The organism is Streptomyces sp. NPDC033178, assembly GCF_055577685.1.
Genome location: NZ_JBVIPT010000028.1, coordinates 308 through 15,225 on the forward strand (window position 1 = coordinate 308; position 14,918 = coordinate 15,225).

At 68.0% G+C, this 14,918-nt stretch carries 11 protein-coding genes, 2 tRNA genes and 1 pseudogene; 10 read left to right on the forward strand and 4 right to left on the reverse strand.

Features of this window, described 5'->3' with window-relative positions:
• Positions 1-138: 138 nt before the first annotated feature.
• Positions 139-1,317 (reverse strand): cation:proton antiporter, encoded by a 1,179-nt coding sequence (locus ACZ5VQ_RS44495; protein ID WP_469109995.1) that lies wholly within the window; start codon positions 1,315-1,317, stop codon positions 139-141.
• 548 nt (positions 1,318-1,865) lie between these two features.
• On the opposite strand from ACZ5VQ_RS44495, the pseudogene ACZ5VQ_RS44500 reads away from it, so the two are divergent.
• Together ACZ5VQ_RS44500 and ACZ5VQ_RS44505 are read left to right on the forward strand one after the other, a co-directional pair.
• Positions 1,866-2,213 (forward strand): annotated as a pseudogene (locus ACZ5VQ_RS44500) (ABC transporter permease); the annotation flags it as partial.
• Positions 2,210-2,689, forward strand: coding sequence for an HD domain-containing protein (locus ACZ5VQ_RS44505; RefSeq protein ID WP_469109996.1), 480 nt, complete (start codon positions 2,210-2,212; stop codon positions 2,687-2,689). The pseudogene ACZ5VQ_RS44500 and the gene ACZ5VQ_RS44505, both read left to right, overlap by 4 nt.
• A gap of 12 nt (positions 2,690-2,701) precedes the next feature.
• On the opposite strand, the gene ACZ5VQ_RS44510 is transcribed toward ACZ5VQ_RS44505, so the two are convergent.
• Positions 2,702-3,886 carry an acyltransferase family protein gene (locus ACZ5VQ_RS44510; RefSeq protein WP_469109997.1) on the reverse strand — a complete coding sequence of 395 codons (1,185 nt, stop codon included), beginning with the start codon at positions 3,884-3,886 and terminating at the stop codon, positions 2,702-2,704.
• A gap of 579 nt (positions 3,887-4,465) precedes the next feature.
• Between ACZ5VQ_RS44510 and ACZ5VQ_RS44515 the strand changes: the two genes are divergently transcribed.
• Positions 4,466-4,660 (forward strand): hypothetical protein, encoded by a 195-nt coding sequence (locus ACZ5VQ_RS44515; RefSeq protein ID WP_055611884.1) that lies wholly within the window; start codon positions 4,466-4,468, stop codon positions 4,658-4,660.
• Between the two features lie 245 nt (positions 4,661-4,905).
• The gene (locus ACZ5VQ_RS44520) at positions 4,906-5,745 is read left to right on the forward strand and encodes an alpha/beta fold hydrolase (protein ID WP_469109998.1); all 840 of its coding nucleotides are present in this window, start codon (positions 4,906-4,908) and stop codon (positions 5,743-5,745) included.
• A 109-nt stretch (positions 5,746-5,854) separates the two neighbouring features.
• Here the strand turns inward: ACZ5VQ_RS44520 and ACZ5VQ_RS44525 are convergent.
• Positions 5,855-5,925: transfer RNA gene (locus ACZ5VQ_RS44525), tRNA-Gly, on the reverse strand.
• Between the two features lie 153 nt (positions 5,926-6,078).
• On the opposite strand from ACZ5VQ_RS44525, the gene ACZ5VQ_RS44530 reads away from it, so the two are divergent.
• The 5 genes from ACZ5VQ_RS44530 (at position 6,079) to clpX (ending at position 11,055) form a co-directional block, all read left to right on the forward strand.
• Positions 6,079-6,155 (forward strand) — tRNA-Pro (locus ACZ5VQ_RS44530).
• 186 nt (positions 6,156-6,341) lie between these two features.
• Positions 6,342-7,763, forward strand: a complete 1,422-nt coding sequence (gene tig, locus ACZ5VQ_RS44535) for a trigger factor (RefSeq protein ID WP_469109999.1) — start codon at positions 6,342-6,344, stop codon at positions 7,761-7,763.
• 456 nt (positions 7,764-8,219) lie between these two features.
• Positions 8,220-8,825 (forward strand): ATP-dependent Clp protease proteolytic subunit, encoded by a 606-nt coding sequence (locus tag ACZ5VQ_RS44540; RefSeq protein WP_186001018.1) that lies wholly within the window; start codon positions 8,220-8,222, stop codon positions 8,823-8,825.
• A gap of 102 nt (positions 8,826-8,927) precedes the next feature.
• Entirely contained in the window at positions 8,928-9,608 is a 681-nt protein-coding gene (locus tag ACZ5VQ_RS44545) for an ATP-dependent Clp protease proteolytic subunit (RefSeq protein ID WP_143632144.1), read from the forward strand.
• A gap of 160 nt (positions 9,609-9,768) precedes the next feature.
• A complete protein-coding gene (gene clpX / locus ACZ5VQ_RS44550; RefSeq protein ID WP_055611895.1) occupies positions 9,769-11,055 on the forward strand; it encodes an ATP-dependent Clp protease ATP-binding subunit ClpX in 1,287 nt (428 codons plus the stop codon).
• Positions 11,056-11,171: 116 nt separating this feature from the next.
• On the opposite strand, the gene ACZ5VQ_RS44555 is transcribed toward clpX, so the two are convergent.
• A complete protein-coding gene (locus ACZ5VQ_RS44555) occupies positions 11,172-12,116 on the reverse strand; it encodes a hypothetical protein (RefSeq protein WP_469110000.1) in 945 nt (314 codons plus the stop codon).
• Positions 12,117-12,252: 136 nt separating this feature from the next.
• Here ACZ5VQ_RS44555 and ACZ5VQ_RS44560 point away from each other — a divergent pair, with 136 nt between their 5' ends.
• Positions 12,253-14,883, forward strand: a complete 2,631-nt coding sequence (locus tag ACZ5VQ_RS44560) for a valine--tRNA ligase (RefSeq protein WP_469110001.1) — start codon at positions 12,253-12,255, stop codon at positions 14,881-14,883.
• The last annotated feature ends 35 nt before the right edge of the window (positions 14,884-14,918 follow it).

Genomic DNA, 14,918 nt, shown 5'->3' on the forward strand with positions numbered 1-14,918 from the left:
GATGCCCTGGCGGCGGGCCGGCTGACGTGGTCCGCGACCGGTTTTCGCCCCCGTGTGCACTACGGACCGGAGCCCCCAGGCCCCCGGGTGGGTGGGGCTGGGGAAAAGGAAAGGCACGCAAGACGAGCGTGGTCGGCCTCAGCCGACCCGGGCCACGTCCCGCTCAACGTCCGCGTCGGCCCGCCCCCCGGGCAACACCCGAGCCAGCCACCCCGACCGCCCCGCAGCCAACGGCCCAAGAACAGCCAGCAGCAACACATACCCCGCGATGAACGGCGACAGCCGATCATCGAGCCCCGCCACCGCAGCCATCGTCGCAAGGATGAGCGCAAACTCCCCCCGAGCAAGAAGCGTCGTGGAGATGTTGGCAGCGGGCCCGGCCGCGAACCCGTACACACGAGCCGCCCCGAGCCCGGCCAGCACGTTCATGACGAGCGTCAGCGCCACCGCGGCCAGCACGGGCCAGAGCACGGTGGGCAGGTCACCGGGGTCGATGGACAGCCCGAACGCGAAGAAGAACATCGCGCCGAAGGCGTCCCGCAACGGATGCACCAGCTTCCGTATCCGCTCCCCGGAGGAGGTGCTGCCGAGCATCAGCCCGACCATGAACGCCCCGATCGCGTCCGCCACCCCGAACCACTCCGAGACCCCCGCCATGAACACGGCCGCCCCGAGGAAGGAGATGACCAGCAACTCGTCGTCCTTGGTGGCGAAGAGCCGCCCCACCACCCGCGTACCGAACCGCGCCGCGAGGGCGAGCAGCAGCAGGAAGGCGAAGGCCTTGCCGCCGTCGAGGACGGCCGCGCCGAGGGAGTTCGCGCCGGACAGGACCGGCTGGAGGGCCGCCAGATAGAGGGCGAGGAAGATGTCCTCGACGACGATGATGCCGAGGATCGGCTTGGTCTCGGGGTTCCCGAGCCGCCCCGTGTCCACGAGCACCTTCGTCACGATCGCGGACGACGAGATGCCCAGCACCCCGGCGAGGACCAGCGCCTCGGAGGTGCCCCAGCCGAGTGCGAATCCGAAGCCCAGGCCGGCGCCGACGTTCAGCGCGAGGTAGGTCCCCCCGGCGAGAGCCATCCGGCGCCCGCCCGCCTTGAGGTCGTCCATGTGGAACTCGAGGCCGAGGTAGAAGAGCAGCAGGACCAGGCCGAGTGCGGAGAGCATCTCCATGTCGTGCGGGTCCGAGACGAGCACGATGCCGGGCGTGTGGGGGCCGAGCAGTATTCCGGCCAGGATGAAGAGGGGAATCGTGGGGAGCCCGATACGGGCACCCGAGCGGGCGAGAACAGCGGCGGCCAGAAAGGCACCGCCCATGGCGATCAGAAGCTCTGCGTGTCCGATGGGCCCGTTCCTCCTTGGTCGAGAGAGCGGTAGGGGCTGGTCGGGGTTGGTCCGGAGATTGGTCAAGGAAGCGTCAAGGAATCGTCAGTAATTAGTTTACCAAACGATCTGGAGTGCCGACCGGGCCGTGCGGAGCGGTGGGGTTTGCCCCACCTGGACTCGGCGGCCGTCCCTCATGGTCCCGACTGGTCCCGAATCCGTAGTTTCGAGACATCGGCAGCGAGCGTGCTGCGACGAGCGGGGCGACGAGTGAGGGAAGGCGCACCCGGCCATGGGGCTGCGCAGGAAGCGGTACGAGGACGGGGACGCCGTACGGAGCACGACCGGCCCGGCGGTCGTCGCACAGGGCCCGACCGGCCCGGCGGGGGGCTGGGCCGTCGAACTGCGGGGCGTGCGGCGGCAGTACGGGCGCGGAGCCTCCGCCGTGCACGCCCTGCGCGCATCGACTTCGCGCTCCGCGCGGCAGCTTCACCGCCGTGTTGGGACCGTCCGGCTCGGGCAAGTCCACGTTCCTGCAGTGCGCGGCCGTCCTCGGCGGATTCGCGGCCGTCGCCGCCGCCAACACCCTGGTGATGACGGTCCTCGACCGCCGGCGCGAGCTGGGCACACTACGGCTCATCGGTTCCACCCGCCGCCAGGTGATGCGCATGATCCGCTGGGAGGCGCTGCTCGTCGCACTCGCCGGGATCGTCCTGGGCACGGCCATCGCGCTCGCCACGCTCGTCCCGACGATGAAGGGCCTGACGGGCCAGGCACCGTACATACCCCCGCTGGTGTACGGCTCGTTCGCGGCGGCCACTGTGATCCTCGGCCTGACGGCGGCGACCGTACCGGCGCGGGCCGCGATACGGGGCACACTCGACGCATGACCGAGAACGAGCGCCGAGTGACCGAGAGACCGCTTCTGACCCTCACCGAGGTCGAGGCCCTGGCCCGTAACGCGCACGCCGCCCAGACGGACAAGGCGGGCCGTCCGTACGCCGAGCACCTGCGGGCCGTGGCCGACGGGGTGCGGGCCCGCGGCGGCGACGAGGAGCAGATCGCCGCCGCCTGGCTGCACGACTCCGTCGAGGACGACGCGCTCTCCGAGGAGTGGCTCCGCGAGGCCGCCCTGTCCCGGCGCGCGAAGGACATCGTGCTGGCCCTCACCAAACGGCAGGGCGAGCCCCCTGAGGCCTACGCCGACCGCATCCTGGCCACCCCGGGAGCCCTCCTGGTGAAGGAGTCCGACCTGGCCCACAACGCGGACCCGGCGCGCCTGGCGGCCCTGGACGAGTTCACCCGGGCCCGCCTGACCCAGAAGTACACGAAGATGCGCAAACTCCTGGGCCTGCCGCGCCCCTGAAGGGGGCGCGGTCTACGACTTGGCCCGCTCCCGGGCCAACTCCGTCGCGTCCCTCTTGAACGCCCACTCCATCTTCGGCTCCATCGCGAAGCGGAACGCCCGCTGCACAGGCGGAGTACACAGCACCGTGATGACCGCCGCGGCGACAACCGTGAGGAAGATCTCGCCGAGCGGCTGGTTCAGCCACGCGTAGTCGGCGTACCAGCCCCAGAAGCGGGAGCCCTTGGCGAGGAAGCCGTGCAGCAGATAGCCGTACAGTGTGCCCGCGCCGAGCACGGTGAACCACATCTTGCGGCGCGGCACCCAGGCGAAGAAGCACGAGGTGAGCACCATCGAGCAGCCGAACATGGCGAGCGTCATCACGACACCGGCCCACCAGGGGGAGCCCAACTCCTGGGCGCTGTCACGGTGGTAGAACCACGCCGAGCTCATGCGCGGCCCCGCCCAGTAGGCGAAGGCGAGCGCGCCCAGGAGAACCGGAACCGACAGGATCCGCACCTCGCGGCGCCGCATGAGCTGGAAGTGCTCGGGCTTCATGAACAGGCCCACGACGAAGAACGGCAGGAACTGCAGGACCCGCTGGAGGTCGAGGTCGTCGCCGATGTCGGGTGACACGGAGGCGAGCATCGCGATGGCGAGCGCGAGCGGCACGGGCCAGCGCACGACCTTCCACAGCGGGACCGTCATCCGCCACACGAACAGCGCGACCAGGAACCACGTGAGGTACCAGGGGTCGAGCAGGCTGATCGGGTGGCTCGGGTCGTCGTCCGCCCACTTCTTGAAGAGGGAGTACGCGACCTCGAAGAGGATGTACGGCACGGCGATGCCCGTGACCAGCCGCTGGAGCCGGTCGGTGCGCATGTCGAAACTGCGGGAGAAGTAGCCGGAGATGAGGATGAAGGCCGGCATGTGGAAGGTGTAGACGACCATGTAGAGCGCCTCGGCGGCGCGGCTGTGGTCGGTCAGCGGTTCCCAGGCGTGACCCATCGCGACGAACACGATCGCCAGATACTTGGCGTTGTCGAAGAACGCGTCGCGCTGCTTGGCGGGCTTGGTGCCCGGCCCGTTGATGGCGGCACCCGGTTGCGGGGATCCCGGGGTCCGTGCCGGTCGCGGGCTCGGTACACCCGTCGCCGGTGTCTGGGCCGACGGGAGCGGAGCGCTCTGACGGCCGTGCGGACGGAGCGAGTTCGTCACAGACCCTCCCACCAGGAGCTGGGGGAGACGATCCTGGACCTCGCTGCGCGTGCGGGGGACGTGGCAGCGTAGAACATCTGAGGCACCCTAGCGTTGTCTGTGGGATTTCGTAAAACCTCTGAGGCGAATCCTGCTTATCGCTGTACGCGTACCCGGTATTTGGCGAAGTCGTCATGCGGATACCTGTGTCGATCGTCATACCGCAAGCGGGTGTTACGTCCTGATTCGTCACGACTAAATGGTGCATAACGCCCGCGGGCGACTCTGGTGAAATGTCCGGTTGAGTCGTCTTTAGTGACCCGTCTTCAGTCTCGTTGCTGTGCCTGTGGCAACAATTCGAATTGGCTGCGAACAGGTTGTGTGGACGAGTGTGTGGACATGGAAACGATCTTCCTGAATTTCCCGTGAGAGGGATACCTCGAATTGCCGTGCGACGTGCGGCCGTTCGCGTCTGTGACCGAACGATGGCTCACCCGCCGCATACGCCGGGCTCGTTGGTGGCACGATGGTTCTGGCGGGGGTGCGCGGGGTTGCACCTCCGGGCCGGGAGAGCGGACCGACCGTAGGGTGTGATCAGTTGTGGCCATTTCGCTGTCAGTGGTGCTTCTGTTGGGGATCGTCCTGGTGGTGTTGATACGAGGGGGATCGATCAAGGGCGGGCCGGCGGTGGTCGCCGTGCTCTTCGGTTTCTTCCTCGCCTCCACAGGTATGGCGGACGACATCCAACGGTTCCTCAACTCGGTAGCGGAGACCATCAACTCGATCCAGTTCTGAGCTTCCGAGCCTCTGAGCCTCTGAACGACTCAGGGACGCCCGGCGGACAAGGACACCGGGGGAGCGGACGGGTTCCGGCGGCATGCCACGGCCCGACAGTGCGGCGGAGCTACTCGGTCCACGCGGTGGACGCCCGAGCCCTCTGGCCGACGTACGACTTCTCATCCGTCGATCCGTCTTCTTCTCGGTTGTCCTTCTTCTGTCCTTCTTCTCAGCCGTCCTCCCGACCGAAGGAGCCCGAGGAAGTGAGCCCCGAGAACACATGGCAGCTGCGTGAGAGCTGGGAGAGTCCGATCGGAACCCTCCGGTGGGACCGGCTCGGGCCACAGGACGGTCCGCCCGTGGTGCTGCTGCACGGCACCCCGTTCTCGTCCTACGTGTGGCACGAGATCGCCCCGGCGCTCGCCGCCGACGGCCACCGGGTCCACGTCTGGGACATGCCCGGCTACGGCGGCTCCCAGAAGAGCGACGGCCAGGACGTGTCCCTCAAGGCGCAGGGCGAGGTGTTCGCCGAACTCCTGGGGGTCTGGGGACTGGCGAACCCGTCGGTGATCGCCCACGACTTCGGCGGCTGCGTCGCACTCCGGGCGCATCTGCTGCACAAGGCCGAGTACCGGCGCCTCGCCCTGGTCGACCCCGTCGCGCTCGCCCCCTGGGGCTCACCCTTCTTCCGCCTGGTCGCCGAGCACGCGGCGGTCTTCGGGCAACTGCCCGCACCGCTGCACGAGGCACTGGTCCGCGAGTACGTGAGCTCCGCGAGCCATCGGGGACTGCTGCCCGGGGTACTGGACGAACTGGTCACCCCCTGGACGGACGCGGCGGGGCAGGCGGCGTTCTACCGCCAGATCGCCCAGGCCGACCAGCGCTACACGGACGAGATCCAACCCCTCTATCCCACGCTGAACCTGCCCGTCACCGTCTGCTGGGCCACCGAGGACACCTGGATCCCACCCGCCAAGGGCGAGGAACTCGCCTCCCTGATCCCGGGCGCCCGCCTCCGCCCGATCCCGGACGCGGGCCACCTGGTCCCCCTGGACGCCCCGGCCCGCCTCCTGGGCGAACTGATCGCCTTCCTCCGCAACTGAACGGGAGTGAACGGGACTGAACGGGACGGCTCCGGAACCGAACCCGCCCCGGAAACGCGTCAGGGCCAGGTCGGGGAGTGAATCTCCGACCTGGTCCTGAGCTGTACAGAGCGGGCGACGGGAATCGAACCCGCGTAGCTAGTTTGGAAGACTAGGGCTCTACCATTGAGCTACGCCCGCACAGGATGCGCCGCAGGTCAGTGACGCGCGGCACGGAAGTATCGTAGCGGGTCGCACCCCCTCGTCGCACACCCCGTTCCGGAGGCCCCGAGTGCCCCGTGAAATGCGGGAGCCGCGCCGCCTGCGGGCATGTACCCTACGTCTCGCACCAGACGGGGTGTGGCGCAGCTTGGTAGCGCGTCCGCTTTGGGAGCGGAAGGCCGTGGGTTCAAATCCCGCCACCCCGACCATCGTGCCGGACCACCGGCAAGATCACCTTTTGGGGCGTGTCCCGCCTGCGGCTAGTATGCAAACTGCGCGCCCGTGTGTCTGCATTGTTACGTCCCTCAAGGGCCGCCAATCCGCTGAGGCTCCGCCGTATCCGGCAGAGAACGTCAGCAGAACCCAAAGAAGTCAGCCCCCAAGGAGACCGAACCGTGAAGAGCGCCGTGGAGACCCTGAACCCGACCCGGGTTCGGCTCAGCATCGAGGTGCCCTTCGAGGAGCTCAAGGACAGCCTCGACGCGGCGTACAAGAAGATCAACCAGCAGGTCACGGTGAAGGGCTTCCGGAAGGGCAAGATTCCGGCGCGCGTCATCGACCAGCGGTTCGGCCGCGGTGCGGTTCTTGAGGAAGCGGTCAACGACGCGCTTCCGAAGTTCTACACCGACGCGGTCAACGAGGCCGAGCTGAACGTCCTCGGCCAGCCCGAGGTCGACATCACGGAGCTGAAGGACGGCGAGACGCTGAACTTCACCGCCGAGGTCGACGTCCGCCCGACCATCGAGATCCCGGACTACTCCGGCATCGAGGTCGAGGTCGACGCCGTCGAGGTCAGCGAAGAGGACGTCGACAAGGCCGTCGAGGAGCTGCGTGAGCGCTTCGCCTCGACCGCCCCGGTCGAGCGTGCCGCCGAGGACGGCGACGTCGTCACCCTCGACCTGGAGGCCAAGGTCGACGGCGAGGTCCTGGAGGACGGCGTCGCGAGCGGCGTCTCCTACACCATCGGCTCTGGTGAGCTGCTGGATGGCATCGACGACGCCGTCAAGGGCGTGGAGGCCGGTGGCGAGGCCACCTTCGCCTCCGAGCTCAAGGGCGGCTCGGCAGCCGGCAAGGAGGCCGAGGTCACCGTCAAGGTCACCCAGGTCGCCAAGCGCGAACTGCCCGAGCTGGACGACGACTTCGCGCAGCTCGCGTCCGAGTTCGACACCCTCGAGGAGCTGCGCGGTGACAGCCGCAAGCGCCTCGAGAACATGAAGCAGTACGACCAGGCCACGCAGGCCCAGGAGCGCGTCCTGGAGAAGCTGCTGGAGCTCGTCGAGGTGCCCGTCCCCGAGAAGCTGCTCGAGGACGAGATCAACACCCGCAAGCACAACCTGGAGCACCACCAGCTCGGCCAGATGGGCATCGACCTCGAGAAGTACCTCGAGATCCAGGGCAAGACGGCCGAGGAGTTCGACACCGAGACCAAGGAAGCCGCGGTCAAGGGCATCAAGACGCAGTTCGTCCTGGACGAGCTCGTCAACAAGGAGAAGCTGAACGTCAACCAGGAGGAGCTCACCGAGCACCTCATGCGGCGTGCGGCTTCCTCCAACATGTCTCCCGACCAGTTCGCCCAGGCGGTCGTCGAGGGCGGCCAGGTCCCGATGCTCGTCGGCGAGGTCGCCCGCGGCAAGGCCCTGGCCGTCGTGGTCGAGGCCGCCACGGTGAAGGACACGAACGGCGAGCTCGTCGACCTGGACGACGAGGACGAGGACGAGGTCTCTGCCGAGGGCTCGACGGAGGAAGCGGCCGAGGAGGCCACCGAGGCCCCCAAGGCCGACGCCGCCGAGTCTTCCGAGGAGAAGACCGAGGCCTGATCGCCTCACCAGTACGTACTACGGGCCCCCGGGACATGTTCCGGGGGCCCGTAGGGCCTTCCAGGGGCGCGGGGCCCGCACGGTCTCGCGCCCCTGGGCGCGAGCAACCCACGGCAACCCGCACCCGCCGATGCACCCGCCGATGCACCATCCGTGGCAGACGCGACCGCACCCCCGAGGGGGGGCTGAGTGCGCCGTTCCCCCGCGCCCCCGAAGGCCGGGGCGGGGCCCGCCGAACCCCCTGCTCACCCAGCGGAGCGCATGCGCTCACAGCGAACAGTCACCTCTGCGGGATTCCCCGGAGGGACCCGCGCGTTAGGGTCCATGAGTACGAGGGCAGGGGAGTCCCCGGAGCCGTCCGACACGGCGCGCACACGGGGTCCCACGCCCCCAGCAGAAGACGTGAGACGGCCCGGCGCCGTCGTAAGACGAGCAGGTGGATACGTGACGAATCTGATGCCCACAGCCGCCGGCGACCCCATCGGTGGTGGCCTCGGCGACCAGGTCTACAACCGGCTGCTCGGCGAGCGGATCATCTTCCTCGGCCAGGCGGTCGACGACGACATCGCCAACAAGATCACGGCGCAGCTGCTGCTCCTTGCCTCCGACCCGGAGAAGGACATCTACCTCTACATCAACAGCCCCGGCGGCTCGATCACCGCCGGCATGGCGATCTACGACACCATGCAGTACATCAAGAACGACGTGGTGACGATCGCGATGGGCATGGCGGCCTCCATGGGCCAGTTCCTGCTGAGCGCGGGTACTCCGGGCAAGCGCTTCGCGCTGCCGAACGCGGAGATCCTGATCCACCAGCCCTCGGCCGGCCTCGCCGGTTCCGCGTCGGACATCAAGATCCACGCCGAGCGGCTGCTGCACACCAAGAAGCGGATGGCGGAGCTGACCTCCTTCCACACCGGCCAGACCGTGGAACAGATCACCCGCGACTCGGACCGGGACCGCTGGTTCGACCCGATCGAGGCCAAGGCGTACGGCCTCATCGACGACATCATGCCCACCGCTGCCGGAATGCCTGGCGGCGGCGGCACCGGAGCGGCCTAGGTCGGCACACAGCCGACCCCGGTGCCGGCGTAGACCGGCACCAAGCCCCTCCGAGCCCCCAGCCGACCGCCTCAGCCCTTATCAGGCTCTCCAGGAGACACAGTGAACGACTTCCCCGGCAGCGGCCTCTACGCCCGCACAGAGGCCGAATACACCGGCCCTCGCGCGGAGTCCCGCTACGTCATCCCGCGCTTCGTCGAGCGCACCTCGCAGGGCGTCCGTGAGTACGACCCGTACGCGAAGCTCTTCGAGGAGCGCGTGATCTTCCTCGGCGTGCAGATCGACGACGCCTCCGCCAACGACGTCATGGCGCAGCTGCTGTGCCTGGAGTCGATGGACCCCGACCGGGACATCTCGGTCTACATCAACAGCCCCGGCGGCTCCTTCACGGCACTCACTGCGATTTACGACACGATGCAGTTCGTGAAGCCGGACATCCAGACGGTCTGCATGGGCCAGGCGGCTTCGGCCGCCGCGATCCTGCTGGCCGCCGGTACGCCGGGCAAGCGCATGGCACTTCCCAACGCCCGCGTGCTGATCCACCAGCCGTACAGCGAGACCGGCCGAGGCCAGGTCTCGGACCTCGAAATCGCGGCCAACGAGATCCTGCGCATGCGTGCCCAGCTGGAAGACATGCTGGCCAAGCACTCGACGACGCCGATCGAGAAGATCCGCGAGGACATCGAGCGCGACAAGATCCTCACGGCCGAGGACGCGCTCTCGTACGGCCTGATCGACCAGATCATCTCGACCCGGAAGATGAACAACGCCTCGGTCGCGTGACGCAGCGCTGTATCGTCTGCCGCTCCTTGACGCGGTTCACGACAAAGTGAACCGCGCCAAGGGGGGCCCGAACGAGGGGCTCGGCAAGGTACCGTCGGACATAAGGCAGCACCAGGAGCCGCTGGACCTAGGCGTCTCCCAGGCGAAGGGGAAGCACACCGTGGCACGCATCGGTGACGGCGGCGATCTGCTCAAGTGCTCGTTCTGTGGCAAGAGCCAGAAGCAGGTCAAGAAGCTCATCGCAGGCCCTGGTGTGTACATCTGCGACGAGTGCATCGATCTCTGCAACGAGATCATCGAGGAAGAGCTCGCGGAGACGAGCGAGGTCCGCTGGGAGGAACTCCCCAAACCTCGCGAGATCTACGAGTTCCTCGAGGGGTACGTCGTAGGCCAGGAGTCCGCCAAGAAGGCCCTCTCGGTCGCGGTGTACAACCACTACAAGCGGGTCCAGGCCGGCGAGAACAGCACGGGTCAGAACCGCGAGGACGCCATCGAGTTGGCGAAGTCCAACATCCTGCTCCTCGGCCCGACGGGCTCGGGCAAGACGCTCCTCGCCCAGACCCTGGCCCGCATGCTGAACGTCCCGTTCGCCATCGCCGACGCGACGGCGCTGACGGAGGCCGGCTATGTGGGCGAGGACGTCGAGAACATCCTGCTGAAGCTCATCCAGGCCGCTGACTACGACGTCAAGAAGGCCGAGACGGGCATCATCTACATCGACGAGATCGACAAGGTGGCTCGTAAGAGCGAAAACCCGTCGATCACGCGGGATGTGAGCGGCGAGGGCGTCCAGCAGGCCCTGTTGAAGATCCTCGAAGGCACGACGGCCTCGGTCCCGCCCCAGGGCGGACGCAAGCACCCGCACCAGGAGTTCATCCAGATCGACACGACGAACGTCCTGTTCATCGTGGGCGGCGCCTTCGCGGGCCTGGAGAAGCTGATCGAGTCCCGGGCCGGCGCGAAGGGCATCGGCTTCGGTGCGACGATCCGCTCGAAGCGCGAGATGGAGTCCAAGGACCAGTTCGAGGCCGTCATGCCCGAGGACCTGGTCAAGTTCGGCATGATCCCGGAGTTCATCGGCCGTCTGCCCGTCATCACTTCGGTGCACAACCTCGACCGCGAGGCCCTCCTCCAGATCCTCGTCGAGCCCCGCAACGCGCTGGTGAAGCAGTACCAGCGCCTCTTCGAACTCGACGGCGTGGAGCTGGACTTCGAGCGCGAGGCCATGGAGGCCATCGCCGACCAGGCCATCCTCCGCCAGACCGGCGCCCGAGGCCTGCGCGCCATCATGGAGGAAGTCCTCCAGTCCGTGATGTACGAGGTCCCGTCCCGCAAGGACGTGGCCCGCGTGGTCATCACGGCGGAAGCCGTCCGCTCGAACGTCAACCCGACCCTGATCCCGCGGGACGCGCGGGGGCGGGGGCCGGGCGAGCAGAAGACGGCGTAGGCGGCACGCACATACGAGGTACGTGGTACGGCGAAGGGGCCCCGGTCAACCGACCGGGGCCCCTTCGCCGTTGAGACCGCTGTTGAGACTGCTACTGAGACCGCCTGAACGTTCGGTCAGGCCTTGACGCGGACTTCCTTGCGGAGCTTGGCGGCGGTCTCGGCCGATTCATTGGGGTCGGCACTCTTGCCCGCCGCGACGTCCGAGAGCTCCATCGGCATGACGAAACCGAGCGTGCTGTGGTCGCCCCAGACGCAGTACGTCATGGTCACCGACTTCGGCTCGCTTGCCTCGCCGTCGGTGTTGTCCACCTTGGCGTTCTGGCACTTCATGACGGCGCCGTCCAAGGAGTCGGGCTTGTACTCCTTCGGGCTGCCGACGACGGTGACGCCCTCCTCGCCCTGGGAGTCCTTCTTCATGAAGGCGAGGAATCCGTCGACCGCCTTCTCCGGGTCCTCGATGTCGCCGTAGACGCCGCCGAAGGTGATCATCTTCCCGGCCAGCGGGTTGGACTCGTCGCCCGACTGGTAGGTGGCGCTGACGTCCTTGGGGTTCTTCACACCCCACGACTCGGCGTCCTTCAGATCCGACTTGGACATGCCGTCGTCGGCGCCGTTGCCCTTCTTGTACTCCGTGAGCACAGTCGCCGGAGCGGTCAGCTTGTGGGGGCCGTCGTCCGCGACGTCCGAGGAGCCGCTGCTGCCGCTTCCGACGACGAAGTACGCGCCGACCGCGATCGCCGCCACGACCGCGACCGCGCCGATGATGAGGCCCGTCTTCTTCTTGCCGCCGCCGGGAGCGGGCGGCACCGGCGCGCCGTAGGGGGCGCCGGGGGGCTGCTGACCGTACGGCGGCTGCTGGCCGTAGCCCGGCTGCTGGGGCGGAACCCCGGGAGGGGCCTGCTGGGGGTACCCGTAGCCGGGCTGCTGCTGAGGCGCCTGCTGCGGGTAGCCGTAGCCGGGCTGGGGGGCCTGCGGCTGCTGGCCGTAAGGACCCGGCTGACCGTACGGTCCGGGCTGCTGAGGCTGCCCGCCGTACGGGCCCGGCTGGTTGTAGCTCATTTCTGGGTTCCCCTCCAGATGCTTATGTGTTCCGAACATCCTGACCCAACGGAAGGGCGGGCGGAGCATCGGGGCCCTCACCGTTACCAAGTAATCGAGTTTCAGAGCGAGCCCGTGACACCCCTAAACTGACCCCGTGACCGAGAACGCTCAGCAGCAGACGCCAGCCAACGCCCCCGAACTGCCGACCCAGTACGCGCCGGCCGAGGTAGAGGGGAAGCTGTACGAGCGCTGGGTGGAGCGGGGTTACTTCGCCGCCGACGCGAAGAGCGAGAAGCAGCCGTACACCATCGTCATTCCGCCGCCGAACGTCACCGGGTCGCTGCACCTGGGGCACGCCTTCCAGCACACGCTCATGGACGCGCTGACCAGGCGCAAGCGCATGCAGGGGTACGAGGCGCTGTGGCTGCCCGGCATGGACCACGCCGGTATCGCCACGCAGAACAAGGTCGAGCAGCAGCTTGCCGAGGAGGGCAAGTCGCGGCACGACCTCGGGCGCGAGGAGTTCGTCGAGCGCGTCTGGCAGTGGAAGGAGGAGTACGGCGGCAAGATCCTCGGGCAGATGCGCCGGCTCGGGGACGGTGTGGACTGGGACCGTGAGCGGTTCACCATGGACGAGGGGCTGTCCAAGGCCGTCCAGACCATCTTCAAGAAGCTGTACGACGACGAGCTGATCTACCGCGCCGAGCGCATCATCAACTGGTGTCCCCGCTGCCTGACGGCCATTTCGGACATCGAGGTCGAGTACCAGGAGGACGACGGCGAGCTCGTCTCCATCAAGTACGGCGAGGGTGACGAGACGCTCGTCGTCGCCACCACCCGCGCCGAGACCATGCTCGGTGACACCGCCGTCGCCGTTCACCCCGACGACGAGCGCTACCGTCACCTCATCGGCAAGCGCATCAAGTTGCCGCTGACCGACCGCACCATCCCCGTCGTCGCGGACACGCACGTCGACCCCGAGTTCGGCACGGGTGCCGTCAAGGTCACCCCCGCCCACGACCCGAACGACTTCGCGATCGGCCGGCGCCACGGCCTGGAGTCGATCACGGTCATGGACGAGCGGGCGATCATCACCGTCCACGGCCCCTTCGAGGGACTCGACCGTTACGAGGCGCGTTCCGCCATCGTCGGCGCACTGCGCTCGCAGGGCCGGATCGTCGCCGAGAAGCGTCCGTACGTCCACAGCGTCGGGCACTGCTCGCGCTGCCGGACCACCATCGAGCCGCGGCAGTCCCTGCAGTGGTGGGTCAAGGTCGGCCCGCTCGCGCAGGCCGCCGGTGACGCGGTCCGCGACGGCCGGGTGAAGATCCACCCCGAGGACATGTCGAAGCGGTACTTCGACTGGGTCGACAACCTCAACGACTGGAACATCTCGCGTCAGCTGTGGTGGGGCCACCGCATCCCGATCTGGTACGGCCCGGACGGCGAGACGGTCTGTGTCGGCCCCGACGAGGAGCCGCCGGGCACCGAGGCAGAGGGCTGGAGGCAGGACACCGACGTCCTCGACACCTGGTTCTCGTCCGGCCTGTGGCCGTTCTCCACGCTCGGCTGGCCCGAACAGACCCCGGACCTCAAGAAGTTCTACCCGACCGACGTCCTGCTCACCGGCCACGACATCATCTTCTTCTGGGTCGCCCGGATGATGATGTTCGGTCTGTACGCGATGGACGGCGAGGTCCCCTTCAAGACCATCGCCCTGACCGGTCTGGTCCGTGACGAGCGCGGCAAGAAGATGTCGAAGTCGTTCGGCAACGTCGTCGACCCGCTCGACTGGATGGACGCGTACGGCTCCGACGCCGTCCGCTTCACCCTCGCCCGTGGTGCCAACCCCGGTACGGACGTGCCGATCGGCGAGGACTGGGTCCAGGCGTCCCGGAACTTCGCCAACAAGATCTGGAACGCCACGCGGTTCGCGCTGATGAACGGCGCGACGGTCGAGGGCCCGCTGCCGGACGCGTCCGAGATGTCGGCGACGGACCGGTGGATCCTCTCCCGGCTCAACAAGACCGTCGCCGAAGTCGACGCGTTCTACGAGGACTTCCAGTTCGCGAAGCTCTCGGACGCGCTGTACCACTTCGCCTGGGACGAGGTCTTCGACTGGTACGTCGAGCTGTCGAAGACGACGTTCATGGCGGGCGGCGCCGCCGCCGACGTCAGCAAGCGGGTCCTCGGCGAGGTCCTGGACGTCACGCTGCGGCTGCTGCACCCGGTCGTCCCGTTCGTCACGGAGACGCTCTGGACCACCCTCACCGGTGGTGAGTCCGTCGTGATCGCGGACTGGCCCAAGGACAGTGGCTTCCGTGACACCGGTGCCGAGCGGGAGATCGAGACGCTTCAGCAGGTCATCACCGAGGTCCGCCGCTTCCGTGCCGACCAGGGCCTGCAACCCGGCCAGCGGGTTCCGGCCCGGCTGACCCTCGACGGGACCGCCTTCGCCCCGCACGAGGCGGCCATCCGCCAGCTGCTGCGCCTCCAGCCGGAGGGTGACGACTTCGCGGCGACGGCGACCCTGCCGGTCGCGGGCGCCCAGGTCGCGCTCGACCTCTCCGGCACGATCGACGTCGCCGCCGAGCGCAAGCGGCTCGCGAAGGATCTCGCCGCGGCGGAGAAGGAGAAGGCGCAGGCGAACGCCAAGCTCGGCAACGAGGCGTTCCTCGCCAAGGCGCCGGATCATGTCGTGGACAAGATCCGGGTGCGGCTTGCCAAGGCCGACGAGGACATTGCCCGTATCCAGGCTCAGCTGGAGGGGTTGCCGCAGGCGTAGTCGCCTCCGGCGAGGGTGAGTGTGTACGTGGCCGA

Excerpts from the sequence above, each read along its gene's own strand:
- ACZ5VQ_RS44540 (WP_186001018.1), top strand. The coding sequence starts at position 8,220 with ATGCCCACAGCCGCCGGCGACCCCATCGGTGGTGGCCTCGGCGACCAG.
- ACZ5VQ_RS44505 (WP_469109996.1), top strand. The coding sequence starts at position 2,210 with ATGACCGAGAACGAGCGCCGAGTGACCGAGAGACCGCTTCTGACCCTC.
- ACZ5VQ_RS44495 (WP_469109995.1), bottom strand. The coding sequence starts at position 1,317 with ATGGGCGGTGCCTTTCTGGCCGCCGCTGTTCTCGCCCGCTCGGGTGCC.
- ACZ5VQ_RS44555 (WP_469110000.1), bottom strand. The coding sequence starts at position 12,116 with ATGAGCTACAACCAGCCGGGCCCGTACGGCGGGCAGCCTCAGCAGCCC.